Genomic DNA, 13,687 nt, shown 5'->3' on the forward strand with positions numbered 1-13,687 from the left:
CAAGAATAGTCCCCGGATGAGCCGACCGTTCGGCCGTTACCGAACCAAGCGTTGCGAGTTTTTGCCGAGAGGCTTCAGCCGGTCGCCTGTGCAGGCTGAGCCCATGCAGATTCAGCAGATTGCAAATCCACCGAGCAGACGCTGATCAAGTTACGGAGCTTTTCAGCGATCACCTGGGCGCGGTGCCAGCTCAGCCCGTCGAGCACCACGTCGATCGACAGTAAATCGCCCTGCTGGAGCACGTTGACCTGCTGCGGAACCAGAAACTGCAGGGCGAAATGGTTGAGCACCCGGCACAGCAGATCCGGCTCGGCTTCCGCCAGGAGCTGATAGTGCACACGGCAATGGGCGTTGCTGACGTTCCAGACATCGGCGCGGGTCGGGGTGGTGCTGACAGCTTCAAGAGGGGGCATGTTGGTTCTCCAAATCACTGGCGAAATTTTTACATGCTGGCCGGGGTATTTCTTATCTATGATTGGCCTAATTAGCCATATATTGAATTAAACAATTCTCCATTATCTATTTTTAGGGTTTTTATATGCATAGCGAGCTTGATGCATACGACCGGCGGATTTTGGCGCTGCTCCAGGAGGACGCCTCGCTCTCCAGTGCGCAGATCGCCGAACAGGTCGGGCTATCGCAGTCGCCGTGCTGGCGACGGATTCAGCGGCTCAAGGAGGAGGGGGTGATTCGCGGGCAAGTGACCCTGCTGGATCGCAAGAAAATCGGTCTCAACACGCAGATCTTCGCCGAGATCAAACTCAACGCCCACGGCCGCTCCAACTTCACCGAATTCACCGAGGCGATTCGCGGCTTTCCGGAGGTTTTGGAGTGTTATGTGCTGATGGGGTCGGTGGACTTTTTGCTGCGCATCGTCACCGCGGACATCGAGGCGTATGAGCGGTTTTTCTTCGAGAAGCTGTCGATGGTCCCGGGGATACAGGAGGTCAACTCGATCGTGGCGTTGTCCGAAATCAAATCCACGACGAGTTTGCCGGTGTAGCGATTCAGTGCTTTTTGTGGCGAGGGGGCTTGCCCCCGCTGGAGTGCGGAGCGGTCCAAAAACCAGCAGCCGAGTATTCCCGGAAGGAGTGCGTTAGCCGGTTTACGACTGCTGCGCAGCCGAACGGGGGCAAGCCCCCTCGCCACAGCGATATCACATACGCAGAAGCATTTTCCAGGCACGATTCTGGAACACTACAATCGCCTGCTGCTTGCGGGCATCGAGCGCTTCATCGGTGATCGGCTCGTTGGCCAGTTGCTGCAGCTGTTTCAGCTCGCCGTACAGGCGATCGGCTTCCGGGATCTCCAGCACGCCACGCGCATGATGCAGCCAGGACAGGATGCGTTCGATGCGCGGCAGTTGTTCGGCCAGGTCTTCCGGCTGTTGCTGATAACGCGACAGTTGCAGGGCGACGGCTTCGTCGGCCAGCAGACGCGGCAACCAGTTGGCCAATTGCGCTGCACCCTGGCGATTGCCGCGGATGTTGCGCTCGGCTGCCCAGGTGCGGGCCAGCAACCAGCGCGAAGTGTTCAGCGAGAACAGGCCCCAGCGCACGTCTTCGAGTTCTTCGGCGAACTGTTCGGGTGCGGCTTTGCGCACGTCTTCGTCGTCCTGGCCGGCTTGCACCAGTGGGCGCCAGTCTTCCAGCAAGGCATCCAGCGCTACCCGCAGATCGTGGGTCGATTGACGTGGCGCGGCCTGGCCCAGGCTGCCCAGCAACGCGCGCAACTCAGAGAGGTTCTCGACCCATTCCTGCAGCAGGCGCCAGTGGCCATTGAAGCGGTATTGCTCGGCCAGGCGCTGGCTGCTGCTCAGCAAATGCCAGCTCAACGCGGCGAAGGCCTCGTCCAGCGGCAGTTCAGCCGTCAGCTTTGGCGCGGGCAGGCTCAACGAATAGCTGTTGGCATCGAACAGGCGATAGCCACGCTCGGCCTTGCTGATATCGCACGGCATCAGCGCCAGGGTAGCGGCCAGTTCGGCGGCCAGTTCCAGCAGTGCCGCCGGTTCGCCTTCACGCAGTTCCAGTTCCAGTTCGCAGATTTCTTCTTTCTGCTTGCCGGCGATCACGTGGCCCAGGTCCAGCGCGGCTTCGATGACCACTTTGGCTTTGCCACGGCCCCAGGCGATTTCCGCGCGTTCGCGGACGAAATCGGTGGTGAAGATCGGCTTGAGGGTTTTCTTGTCCAGCTCAGCCAGCTGTTCCGGCCAGCATTCACCATCGAGTTTTTTCACATCGAGCTTGGCTTTGGGCAGTTTCCAGTCGTACTCGTTACGCTCGGACAGACCGGCGATGCTTTGACCGCGGGTCTTGAGGGTCTGGATCACTTCTTCGCCATCGCGGCGCAGGCGCAGGGCAACCTTGGCCTGGGCCAGATCGCGCTCTGGCGTGTCGAAGTACTGGTTCATCAGTTCACGGCGTTCCCAGCCACTTTTGTTGCGTTTTTTCAGTAGCGGATGCTCGCGCAGCGCGGCGAGGGTTTCGCGGCTGACGCGGAGTTTGATTTCGGTTTCTTTCTGCATGGCCGGAAAATCCAGGATCGGGAGCGCAGCCGGGGGAATGTGTGGCTGCCAAGGCCGTGCAGTGTACAGGACAAGCCAGCTCGACGTGCCGCGACGGTTTATTCCGCGCGCCGGATGGCTCTATGATGGAGTTCACAACCGCGAGCCCGGAGACCGAGCATGCCTTTGCCATCCATGAAAGATCAGTTCGCTGCGCTGATCGCTGCACCGTCGGTCAGTTGTACCCAGCCGCATCTGGATCAATCCAATCGAGCGGTCATCGACCTGTTGGCGACCTGGCTCGGTGATCTGGGATTTGCCTGCGAGATCCAGCAGGTCAACCCTGGCAAGTTCAATCTGCTCGCCAGCTTTGGCACGGGCCCCGGCGGCCTGGTGTTGGCCGGGCACAGTGACACGGTGCCGTTCGACGGCGCGCTGTGGCAGACCGATCCGCTGAAACTGACCGAAGTCGACGGTCGTTGGGTGGGTCTGGGCAGTTGCGACATGAAGGGCTTTTTTGCGTTGGCCATCGAAGCCGTCCTGCCGTTGCTGGACAAGCCGTTCAAGCAACCCTTGATGATTCTCGCCACCTGCGATGAAGAAAGCTCCATGGCCGGCGCCCGGGCATTGGCCGCAGCCGGCCGGCCATTGGGACGTGCGGCGGTGATTGGCGAGCCAACCGGACTCAAGCCGATCCGGATGCACAAAGGGATAATGATGGAGCGCATCGATATTCTCGGGCAAAGCGGCCACTCATCGGACCCCCGCCTGGGCCATAGCGCGCTGGAAGCCATGCACGACGCCATGGGTGAATTGCGCGGCTTGCGCCTGGCGTGGCAGCGCGAGTACCGCAATCCGCAGTTCAGCGTGCCGCACCCAACCCTGAATTTTGGCTGCATCCATGGAGGCGACAACCCCAACCGGATTTGCGGCCAGTGCTCGCTGGAATTCGACCTGCGACCCCTGCCAGGCATGGACCCGAACGTCTTGCGTGCAGCGATCCGGCAGAAGCTTGAGCCGATTGCCGAGTGGCATAAGGTGAAGATTGATTACGCGCCGTTGTTCCCCGAAGTGCCGCCTTTCGAGCAAGCCGAGGACTGCGAATTGGTCCGCGTCGCCGAAAGACTCACCGGGCACCTTGCCGAAGCAGTAGCGTTTGGCACCGAAGCGCCTTATCTTCAGCGCCTTGGCTGCGAGACGCTGGTGCTTGGCCCAGGCGACATCGCCTGCGCGCACCAACCGGGGGAATACCTCGAAATGTCACGCTTGCAGCCTACCGTGCATCTACTACGTCAACTGATTGAACATTATTGCCTGACACCGGCCTGACCTCCGTTAATCGCCGATGATCAAGCCCGTATCTACAAGGAGAGCTCGCGTGTCGCCTAGCCTGTTCCGACGATAACCAACAGCCCGCTGTGCGTTTTCTGTTTCGTCCTTTTTTTGGCTGCTTTTTATTACAGGCGCTGGTTTTATGCCCGATTACGTCAATTGGCTTCGTCACGCTTCTCCCTATATCAACGCCCACCGTGATTGCACCTTTGTCGTCATGCTGCCTGGCGATGGGATCGAGCATCCGAACTTCGGCAATATCGTCCACGACCTGGTGCTGTTGCACAGCCTGGGCGTGCGGCTGGTACTGGTGCATGGTTCGCGCCCGCAAATTGAAACCCGTCTCGCGGCCCGTGGCCTGACCCCGCATTACCACCATGGCCTGCGCATCACCGATGCGGCGACCCTGGAATGCGTCATCGATGCGGTCGGCCAACTGCGGATTGCTATTGAAGCGCGCCTGTCGATGGACATGGCCGCATCGCCAATGCAGGGCTCGCGTCTGCGGGTGGCCGGCGGCAATCTGGTGACTGCACGGCCGATCGGCGTGCTTGAAGGCGTCGACTATCACCATACCGGCGAAGTCCGTCGGGTCGACCGCAAGGGCATCAACCGTCTACTGGACGAGCGTTCGATCGTGCTGCTGTCGCCGTTGGGTTACTCGCCGACCGGGGAAATTTTCAACCTGGCCTGCGAAGACGTCGCCACACGTGCCGCCATCGACCTGGGGGCGGACAAGCTGTTGCTGTTCGGCGCCGATATGGGCTTGATCGACGAAAACGGCAAGCTGGTGCGCGAGCTGCGTCCGCAACAGGTCCCCGCGCATTTGCAGCGTCTGGGTGGCAACTATCAGGCGGAATTACTCGATGCCGCCGCCGAGGCCTGTCGTGGTGGTGTGGGTCGCAGCCATATCGTCAGCTATGTGGAAGATGGCGCTTTGCTCACCGAACTCTTCACTCGCGACGGTGGCGGTACCCTGGTCGCCCAGGAGCAGTTCGAACTGGTCCGTGAAGCGGCTATTGAAGACGTCGGCGGATTGCTGGATTTGATCAGCCCGCTGGAAGAGCAGGGCATTTTGGTTCGCCGTTCCCGCGAAGTGCTGGAGCGTGAGATCGAGCAGTTCAGCGTGGTCGAGCGCGAAGGGATGATCATTGCCTGCGCGGCGCTGTATCAGATTGCCGATTCGGATGCCGGAGAGCTGGCTTGCCTGGCGGTCAACCCGGAATACCGGCATGGCGGTCGCGGTGATGAATTGCTGGAACGGATCGAAACCCGCGCCCGGGCGCAGGGCTTGAAAACCTTGTTCGTACTCACCACGCGAACCGCGCACTGGTTCCGCGAGCGCGGCTTCGTGCCGAGCAGCGTTGACCGCCTGCCATCGGCTCGGGCCTCGCTGTATAACTACCAGCGTAATTCGAAAATCTTCGAAAAGTCGCTATAACCGGCGATAATTGATCCACGACAAATCTCGCATTCACATACGGCGATAACCTGAAAGCACGGCTGAATGTTCCTCGGTTGTTTGAGGAACCTGACGGTTTTGCCGAGGGTTTTCGCCGTTTGCGTTTGGCCAGGAGGGTCGTCTGTGGATGGCGAACCAGCAAAGCCTAAGCGCCAAATGATCTAAAAATAATCGGTTAAATACTCTTTAGAAATTAGCCGGCAAGCCGACACTTTGTGTCCGGTTTGGTTGAGTGGGTCATGTCTTATTTCCAAATAGAATGAAAAATGATGAAATAATTCTTTTTGGGTTTATGGAAAACTCATTACCCTGCACGAATCCATCACGCGGTTAGACCATGGTCGTAGACACGCCTGGTTACGATTGACTTCCCAGTTACCGTCTGGCGCTAATCGCGCACCTACGGATCCCGGGCGTTCGACTCAGGACCTAAGTACAGAAGAATTAGAAAACGAGAGGAGCGAAACAATGAACAAGTCCACGTTGGCCCTGGCTGTGGCCGTGGGGGTTTTGGCACAGCAAGCAGGTGCCGCCGGTTTTGTCGAAGACAGCAAGGCTACATTGGGGTTGCGCAACTTCTACATCAATAACGACAACCGTGATTCGAATACCCCTAAAAACGCGAGCTATCAAGAAGAATGGGGCCAAGGCTTCCAGCTCAACTTCACATCGGGTTACACCCAAGGCCCTGTTGGCTTTGGTGTCGATGCGATCGGCTTGTTGGGGGTTCGGCTGGATTCGGGCAAGGGTCGCCATGGCAACCCGACCAGCACCAATTACGGCGGTACGGTATTCCCGACTGACAGCGATGGTCGCGCAGTTAATGATTACTCCAGCCTGGGCCTGACGGCCAAAGCCAAGGTTTCCCAGACTGAATTGAAACTCGGTACCCTGCAGCCAAAACTACCGGTTATTGTGACCAACGATGGTCGTCTGCTGCCGCAAACCTTCCAGGGTGGCCAGATCACCTCCAACGAGATCAAGGACCTGACCCTGGTCGGCGGTCAGATCGAGCACGCCAAAGGTCGTAACTCCAGCAACAACGAAGAGTTGTCGATTGCCGGTGCCAACAGTCCTACCTCTACCGGCCGTGACAGCAACAAGTTCCTCTATGCCGGTGGCGACTACAAGATCACCAAGGATCTGACCGCTCAGTATTACTACGGCAACCTGGAAGATTTCTACAAGCAGCACTTCCTCGGCCTGGTGCACAACTGGTCCATCGGTCCGGGCGTGTTGAAGAGCGATCTGCGCTACTTCAACAGCTCCGATGATGGCGCCAACGGCCACGATCCGGCCTACTACAGTACCGGTAACTATTCGGGCTTCCGCGCGGGTAGAGGCAAGGTCGACAACAACCTCTACAGCGGTCTGTTCCTGTATTCCGTTGCCGGTCACACCTTCGGTGGCGGCTATCAGGTCAGCAATGGCAGCAGTGACTTCCCTTGGTTGAACCAGGGTGACGGTTCGTCCGCTTACCTCACCACCGACATGCAAATCCAGAAGTTCGCCCGTGCCGGCGAGCGGACCTGGCAAGCGCGCTACTCCTATGACTTCGCCAAGGTCGGCCTGCCAGGCGCAACCGCCGGTGTGGTCTACCTGCGCGGCGACAACATCGATACCACTGCCAACACGGTGGCTCACCCGGCTTCCGGTACCGGTCGTTCCGAGTGGGAACGCGACATTACTGTGGCTTACGTAGTGCCGGAAGGTCCGCTGAAGAACCTCGGGGTGATGTGGAAAAACGCCATGTGGCGCAACGACGTTCCGGGTCAGCGCGACCAGGACGAGAACCGTCTGATCGTCAGCTACTCGATCCCGCTGTTGTAATACTTGCGTAAACCCCGCCCGGCGCAATGCCGGGCGGGGATTGTCAAATCAGGCTCTCCCGGACCCCCTCTTTGAATCACCTTCTCGAACCTCGATGAGAAAGGTGGTCTTCACGTGCGTGTGCAGTGAAGATGCTTTTAATATTCTATTTGGAAATAAACAAATCGATATTTATTCTTTTTAAGTTGTCTGGGGTGCAGGCAGAGTAGGCGGCACAAGCACTCACCAGGAGCACTATCATGAGCCTCAGACTTGGCGACATCGCACCCGATTTTGAACAGGATTCCAGCGCCGGCAAGATTCGTTTCCATGAGTGGCTCGGCGATAGCTGGGGCGTGCTGTTTTCCCATCCGGCGGACTTCACCCCGGTGTGCACCACGGAGCTCGGTTTCACCGCCAGGCTCAAGGACGAATTCGCCCAGCGCGGGGTCAAGGCCATTGCCCTGTCAGTCGATCCGGTGGACTCGCACCACAAGTGGATCGAAGACATCAACGAAACCCAGAACACTATCGTCAACTTCCCGATCCTCGCCGACGCGGATCGCAAGGTCTCCGACCTCTACGACCTGATCCACCCCAATTCCAGTGACACCCTGACCGTGCGTTCACTGTTCGTCATCGACCCGAACAAGAAGGTGCGCCTGACCATTACCTATCCGGCCAGTACCGGGCGTAACTTCCATGAAATCCTGCGGGTGATCGATTCGCTGCAGCTCACCGAGAACTACAAAGTGGCTACACCGGCCAACTGGCAGGACGGTGATGAGGTAGTGATCGTGCCATCGCTCCAGGATCCAGAAGAGCTCAAGCAACGCTTCCCCCAAGGTTATCGGGCGGTGAAACCGTATCTGCGACTGACGCCGCAGCCGAATCGTTAAATTCCAGCATTTTTTGCGTGGCTGAAATCGTCATCCCGAGCAAGCTCGCTCCCACATTTGACCGCATACCCTGTGGGAGCGGGCTTGCTTGCGATAGCGGACTGACAAGCACCACAGAATTCAGGTTCTACCGCATCCACAATGCAAGGGTTTTCAGGCCGTTCCGACGGCCTTTTTGATGCCTGGAGAAATACTTCCTTCTTATGCATTTAAAGAATAAACAAATGAATAAATAAGATTTATAGATATATAAATCAGCTGTTATGGTCTGTTCATCCCAGCGAGATCGCAGACAGCGAATCGCCATCCTCCAAGGAATTATCTGCATGCTGGTCGTCTCACTCGGTGGAAGTCCCAGCCAGCGCTCCCGTTCCGGGGTGCTGCTCGAGTTCTCCAAACGTTGGTTGCAGCAGCAGGGCGTAGAGGTGGTGAGTTATCAGGTACGGGACTTCCCGGCCGAAGACTTGCTCCACGCGCGCTTCGACAGCCCGAAGGTGATCGACCTGCTGCAACAGATTGAAAATGCCGATGGTCTGCTGATCGCCACTCCGGTCTACAAGGCGTCGTTCTCCGGCGCACTGAAGACCGTACTCGATCTGCTGCCGGAACGCGCGCTGAGCCACAAGGTGGTGCTGCCCATGGCCACTGGCGGCAGCATCGCCCACATGTTGGCGGTGGATTACGCGCTCAAGCCGGTGCTTTCGGCGCTCAAGGCTCAGGAAATGCTCCATGGGATTTTTGCCGAAGACAGTCAGATCGCCTACGGCGAAGGCAGTGCCCAGGCACAGTTGGTGCCGATCCTCGAACGACGCTTGAACGAGGCGCTGGAGCAGTTTTACAGCGCCATGGCGCGACGGCCAGGACCGATTGATCCGAATCTGTTGAACGAACGTTTGTTGAGTGCTCGCTGGAGCATTTAAGCCTTACCGAATCTGGAAGTACTCACCTTACTCAGCCGCTAACGGCCAAGCAGGTGCAGCCAAAAACCCAACAGCAAAAGGAGAGCGCTATGCGCACTGTCATTTTGCGTCGTGGTCTGGTCGCTCTGTTTGCTGCGGCTGTGTCCTTCGGCGTTGTTACTCAAGCTCAGGCCGAAAGTCTGCGCATCGGTTATCAGAAGTACGGCACCCTGGTGCTGCTCAAAGCCAAGGGCACGCTGGAAAAACGTCTGGCAGAGCAGGGCATCCAGGTGCAATGGACTGAATTCCCCGGCGGCCCGCAGCTGCTCGAAGGGCTGAACGTCGGTTCCATCGACTTTGGCGTGACCGGCGAAACGCCGCCAGTGTTTGCTCAGGCGGCCGGTGCCGATCTGCTCTATGTGGCTTATGAGCCGCCAGCGCCGACCAGCGAAGCGATCCTCGTGCCGAAAGACTCGCCGATCAAATCGGTGCAGGACCTCAAGGGCAAGAAGGTCGTCCTCAACAAAGGCTCCAACGTTCACTACCTGTTGGTACGTGCCCTCGAAGACGCCGGCCTCAAGTACACCGATATCCAGACAGTATTCCTGCCGCCGGCCGATGCCCGCGCCGCATTCGAACGCGGCAGTGTCGATGCCTGGGTAATCTGGGACCCGTACCAGGCGGCCGCCGAACAGCAACTGCAAGCACGCACCCTGCGTGACGGCAGCGGTATCGTCGACAACCATCAGTTCTACCTGGCCACCAGGCCTTACGCCGAAAAGCACCCGCAAGTGATCAAGACACTGGTGGAAGAAGTGCGGGCTGTCGGCGAATGGTCCAAGGCCAATCCTGAAGACGTCACCGAACTGGTGTCGCCACTGCTCGGCCTGCCTGCGGACATCACCCTGACTGCGGTGAAACGCCAAGGCTATGGTGCGTTGTTCCTCACTCCAGAAGTGGTCGCCGCGCAACAGAAAATCGCCGACAGCTTTTACCAGCTCAAGCTGATCCCGAAACCGCTGAGCATCAAAGACGTGATCTGGACGCCCACTGCGACCGTTGCCAAAGCGCCGTAATTCGAATCCCCAAGGAGACAACTCCATGAGCCTGAATATTTTCCGGTTCCTGCCCATCCTTCCCGACATTGCGTCCCGGAACTGAGGCTCGGCCATGAAGAGCAATAAAATTATCCAGAGCCTCGCGCCTTGGGCTTTGCCGGTATTGTTGCTGGCGGTGTGGCAGTTGTCGGTGTCGGCGGGCTGGCTGTCGACGCGGATTCTGCCGGCGCCGAGCGCGGTAATCGAGGCCGGTGTCAGCCTGGTTCGCAGCGGTGAAATCTGGACCCACCTGGCAATCAGCGGCTGGCGCGCGGCAACCGGCTTCTTGATCGGCGGCAGTATCGGTCTGGCCCTGGGCTTCATCACCGGCCTGTCGAAATGGGGCGAACGCCTGCTCGACAGTTCGGTGCAGATGATCCGCAACGTGCCGCACCTGGCGCTGATTCCGCTGGTGATTCTGTGGTTCGGCATCGATGAGTCGGCGAAGATTTTTCTGGTGGCCCTGGGCACCTTGTTCCCGATTTACCTCAACACCTATCACGGCATCCGCAACGTCGACCCGGCGCTGGTGGAAATGGCCCGCAGTTATGGTTTGTCCGGTTTTGGTCTGTTTCGCCAGGTCATTCTGCCGGGAGCGTTGCCTTCGATTCTGGTGGGTGTGCGTTTCGCGCTGGGCTTTATGTGGCTGACCTTGATCGTCGCCGAAACCATCTCCGCCAGCTCCGGCATCGGCTACCTGGCGATGAATGCCCGGGAATTCTTGCAAACTGACGTGGTGGTGCTGGCAATCCTTTTGTACGCGGTGCTCGGCAAGTTGGCCGACCTCGCAGCCCGCGGTCTGGAACGAGTCTGGTTGCGCTGGCACCCGGCTTACCAGGTTGCCAAGGGAGGTGTTGCATGACGGCTCAACAACAACCGCCTCGTCTGCTGCGCGGGATTCCGCTGGCGGTGCGCAAGCTGCAAAAGACCTTTGGCTCGCGGCAGGTGCTGCGCGAGATCGATCTGCATATTCCGGCCGGTCAGTTCGTCGCCGTAGTCGGCCGCAGTGGTTGCGGCAAAAGCACGCTGCTGCGCTTGCTCGCCGGTCTCGACAAGCCTACCGGCGGTGAGCTGCTCGCCGGTTCGGCAGCGCTGAGTGAGTCGATCGAAGACACCCGCCTGATGTTCCAGGAAGCGCGTTTGCTGCCCTGGAAAAAAGTCATCGACAACGTGGGCCTCGGGCTCAAGGGCAACTGGCGGCCAAAAGCCCTGGAGGCACTGGAAGCAGTCGGCCTGGCGGATCGCGCCAATGAATGGCCGGCAGCCTTGTCCGGCGGGCAGAAGCAGCGTGTGGCGCTGGCCCGTGCGTTGATTCATCAACCTCGGTTGTTGTTGCTCGATGAGCCGCTGGGCGCCCTGGATGCCCTGACCCGAATCGAGATGCAGCAACTGATTGAACGCCTTTGGCAGAAACACGGATTCACCGTGCTGCTGGTGACCCATGACGTCAGTGAAGCCGTGGCGATCGCCGATCGGGTGATTCTGATCGAGGAGGGTGAAGTCGGCCTCGACCTGCAGGTGGAGCTGCCGCGCCCTCGGGTTCGCGGTTCCCATCGGCTGGCGACGCTGGAAACCGAAGTGCTTAACCGTGTGTTGTCGCTGCCCGGTTCGCCACCCGAGCCGGAACCCGTTTCACCCTTGCCCACGCAACTGCGTTGGGCCCAATAACTGCGCTGCAGAAAATCTCTTAGCCAAACAGGAATACCGCTTATGACTATTAAAGCCATCAACGTTCGCAACCAGTTCAAAGGCACCATCAAGGAAATCGTAGTCGGTGATGTTCTGTCGGAAATCGATGTGCAGACGGCTTCCGGCGTCGTCACTTCGGTGATTACCACGCGCTCGGTCAAGGAGTTGGAACTGGTGGTCGGCAGCGAGGTGATTGCCTTTGTGAAATCCACCGAGGTATCGATCGCCAAGTTGTAAGCCGTGCGCTACAGACGACCCCGAACGGCTTGAGCCCTTCGGGGTTTTTTTGCGGGTGTTTGTCCGTGAATCGACAGTGCGGCCATCGCGAGCAAGCTCGCTCCCACATTATTTGATCTTCAGTGAACACAGATTCTGTATACGACAGAAATCCACTGTGGGAGCGAGCTTGCTCGCGATGAGGCCAGTGAAGCCAGCACAGAAGTCAGGCTGGAATAGCGCGCTTGGGCAAATACGGTGGCAGATACAGCCCCAGATAGGCATCGAACACCCGCATGCCTTCCTCGGCCATGCGCGGGGTGATTTGCCCGTGCTGTTGCACCGAACGGGCGTAGACGCGATCGCCCAGCTCCATAGCCAGGGCGAAGACATCGACATCATTGGGCAGCACTGGTAGCTGGAAGTGCTGATCGAACAGTTTGTGCATCAAGTCGCCCAATTCGATGTCGTGCTGGCGGTCGGCCTGGGTGACTTCGGTCAGGCCGTGCTGCGCCAGGATCAATTGGCGGGCGGCGGCGTCTTCGCTGTAGATGCTCAGCATGCGTTGTTCCACCAGCCGCGACAGGTCGCGCCAGCCGCTGAGCGAGGCCGCTTCGATGGGGACTTGCAGGCACGCGCGAAAGGCCGCGTGGACATCGGCGGTCAGGGCTTCGAGCAGGGCCGGGACGCTGGCAAAGAAGTGGTAGACGGAGGAGGGCGGGATCTCCGCGCGTTCGGCGACGCTGTAGATCGACAGACTGGCCACGCCCTCGGCCGCCAGCAGCGTGCGGGCGGCATCGAGTATCGAGTCGATCCGGGCCTGGCTGCGTGCGCGGGGTTTGCGGATGGTGGCGGTGCGCGTCATTGAAGTCTCCTGCGGGGCAGCGGGCATTGTACGCGAGGCGGCTTAGATGTTGTCTGTTCGGGCCTCATCGCGAGCAAGCTCGCTCCCACATTTGGCCTTTGTCGTTCACAAGATTTGTGTAGGCAGGAGATCAGTGTGGGAGCGAGCTTGCTCGCGATGAGGCCCGAACAGCCACCCGCAGCGCTGGCGCAAGGGACGCGGGAAATTTTCTGACGAGTTTTCGGGGTTGCGTTGGGGTAGGTGCCCGGATAACCTTTATGGATCGCTGCAAAATCAGCGATCGGGACTGCAAGCCCGCCGAAAGTACGTTTGGCGCACAAGCGCCTCCATGAGCATGGCGCTTTTTTAGTGTTCATCGTTTTATGGTGGCTGTGCGTGGGAGACCTTCGGGTCTGCCGGGTGCCAAACGTCCCGGTCTTGCAGACCCGCGCACAGCTGCCACCCATCATCTGCAAGTGATGTTGGTAGTTCCTACTCATACGTTTGGAGCTTCACCATGATCAAAGTCACCCCAGATCCCCCTGAAACCGAGAGCACTTCCCCCTACGACTCCCTCGATCCCGGCAAACTTCACAAGGCCGCCGAGCGCGCTCTCGATTACCACCTGCCATCGTCCGACAAACCAAAGCTCGATCCGCAATCCGCCAATATCTTCACCGTGATCGACACCGAACGCTTGCTGGCCAATCTCAGCGAAACCCTGGCCTCTGCCAATGCCATGGCCAGTGATCTGGCGTTCGAGCTGGAAGGTTCGCAACGGCACCTTGCGCTGGGTATTCAGCAGATGATCGCACTGGGGGAGTTGTTGGCGAACCGGGCGCTGGATGATCTCGATCCGCGATAGCCGCAGAAGTATCAGTGGACCGCGTTATCGTTCATCGCGAGCAAGCTCGCTCCCACGGGTTTTGTGGCAGTC

The 13,687-nt window shown here is 58.9% G+C and carries 14 protein-coding genes; 11 read left to right on the top strand and 3 right to left on the bottom strand.

The genetic code is table 11. From position 1 onward, the window contains the following. Positions 1 to 74: 74 nt before the first annotated feature. Entirely contained in the window at positions 75 to 413 is a 339-nt protein-coding gene (locus tag F8N85_RS24800) for a hypothetical protein (protein WP_150806147.1), read from the bottom strand. A gap of 125 nt (positions 414 to 538) precedes the next feature. Here F8N85_RS24800 and F8N85_RS24805 point away from each other — a divergent pair, with 125 nt between their 5' ends. Further along, the gene (locus tag F8N85_RS24805) at positions 539 to 1,003 is read left to right on the top strand and encodes an Lrp/AsnC family transcriptional regulator (protein ID WP_150640660.1); all 465 of its coding nucleotides are present in this window, start codon (positions 539 to 541) and stop codon (positions 1,001 to 1,003) included. Between the two features lie 153 nt (positions 1,004 to 1,156). Here F8N85_RS24805 and F8N85_RS24810 read toward each other — a convergent pair whose 3' ends face one another. Next, positions 1,157 to 2,524: an inorganic triphosphatase gene (locus tag F8N85_RS24810; protein ID WP_150806148.1), complete on the bottom strand. Its 1,368-nt coding sequence runs from the start codon at positions 2,522 to 2,524 to the stop codon at positions 1,157 to 1,159. 159 nt (positions 2,525 to 2,683) lie between these two features. Between F8N85_RS24810 and argE the strand changes: the two genes are divergently transcribed. The 9 genes from argE (at position 2,684) to F8N85_RS24855 (ending at position 11,927) form a co-directional block, all read left to right on the top strand. After that, a complete protein-coding gene (argE, locus tag F8N85_RS24815) occupies positions 2,684 to 3,832 on the top strand; it encodes an acetylornithine deacetylase (protein WP_150806149.1) in 1,149 nt (382 codons plus the stop codon). 145 nt (positions 3,833 to 3,977) lie between these two features. Then, positions 3,978 to 5,276 carry an amino-acid N-acetyltransferase gene (gene argA, locus F8N85_RS24820; RefSeq protein WP_150806150.1) on the top strand — a complete coding sequence of 433 codons (1,299 nt, stop codon included), beginning with the start codon at positions 3,978 to 3,980 and terminating at the stop codon, positions 5,274 to 5,276. Between the two features lie 489 nt (positions 5,277 to 5,765). After that, the gene (locus F8N85_RS24825) at positions 5,766 to 7,127 is read left to right on the top strand and encodes an OprD family porin (RefSeq protein ID WP_150806151.1); all 1,362 of its coding nucleotides are present in this window, start codon (positions 5,766 to 5,768) and stop codon (positions 7,125 to 7,127) included. 239 nt (positions 7,128 to 7,366) lie between these two features. Further along, positions 7,367 to 8,005: a peroxiredoxin gene (locus tag F8N85_RS24830; protein ID WP_150806152.1), complete on the top strand. Its 639-nt coding sequence runs from the start codon at positions 7,367 to 7,369 to the stop codon at positions 8,003 to 8,005. Positions 8,006 to 8,331: 326 nt separating this feature from the next. Beyond that, positions 8,332 to 8,925, top strand: coding sequence for an NADPH-dependent FMN reductase (gene ssuE / locus F8N85_RS24835; RefSeq protein WP_150806153.1), 594 nt, complete (start codon positions 8,332 to 8,334; stop codon positions 8,923 to 8,925). Between the two features lie 89 nt (positions 8,926 to 9,014). Next, positions 9,015 to 9,980: a sulfonate ABC transporter substrate-binding protein gene (locus tag F8N85_RS24840; RefSeq protein WP_150806154.1), complete on the top strand. Its 966-nt coding sequence runs from the start codon at positions 9,015 to 9,017 to the stop codon at positions 9,978 to 9,980. A 94-nt stretch (positions 9,981 to 10,074) separates the two neighbouring features. Continuing rightward, on the top strand, positions 10,075 to 10,863 hold the full coding sequence (ssuC, locus tag F8N85_RS24845; RefSeq protein WP_150806155.1) for an aliphatic sulfonate ABC transporter permease SsuC: 789 nt from the start codon (positions 10,075 to 10,077) through the stop codon (positions 10,861 to 10,863). Next, positions 10,860 to 11,669 carry an aliphatic sulfonates ABC transporter ATP-binding protein gene (ssuB, locus tag F8N85_RS24850; RefSeq protein ID WP_150806156.1) on the top strand — a complete coding sequence of 270 codons (810 nt, stop codon included), beginning with the start codon at positions 10,860 to 10,862 and terminating at the stop codon, positions 11,667 to 11,669. Before ssuC ends, ssuB begins: the two co-directional genes overlap by 4 nt. Before the next feature lie 42 nt (positions 11,670 to 11,711). Further along, a complete protein-coding gene (locus F8N85_RS24855) occupies positions 11,712 to 11,927 on the top strand; it encodes a TOBE domain-containing protein (protein ID WP_150806157.1) in 216 nt (71 codons plus the stop codon). Positions 11,928 to 12,132: 205 nt separating this feature from the next. On the opposite strand, the gene F8N85_RS24860 is transcribed toward F8N85_RS24855, so the two are convergent. Continuing rightward, positions 12,133 to 12,771, bottom strand: a complete 639-nt coding sequence (locus tag F8N85_RS24860) for a TetR/AcrR family transcriptional regulator (RefSeq protein WP_150806158.1) — start codon at positions 12,769 to 12,771, stop codon at positions 12,133 to 12,135. Between the two features lie 496 nt (positions 12,772 to 13,267). On the opposite strand from F8N85_RS24860, the gene F8N85_RS24865 reads away from it, so the two are divergent. Beyond that, positions 13,268 to 13,615 (top strand): DUF6124 family protein, encoded by a 348-nt coding sequence (locus F8N85_RS24865; protein WP_150806159.1) that lies wholly within the window; start codon positions 13,268 to 13,270, stop codon positions 13,613 to 13,615. Positions 13,616 to 13,687 lie beyond the last annotated feature (72 nt).

This window comes from Pseudomonas fluorescens (genome assembly GCF_902497875.1).
Classification (GTDB): Bacteria; Pseudomonadota; Gammaproteobacteria; order Pseudomonadales; family Pseudomonadaceae; genus Aquipseudomonas; species Aquipseudomonas fluorescens_BR.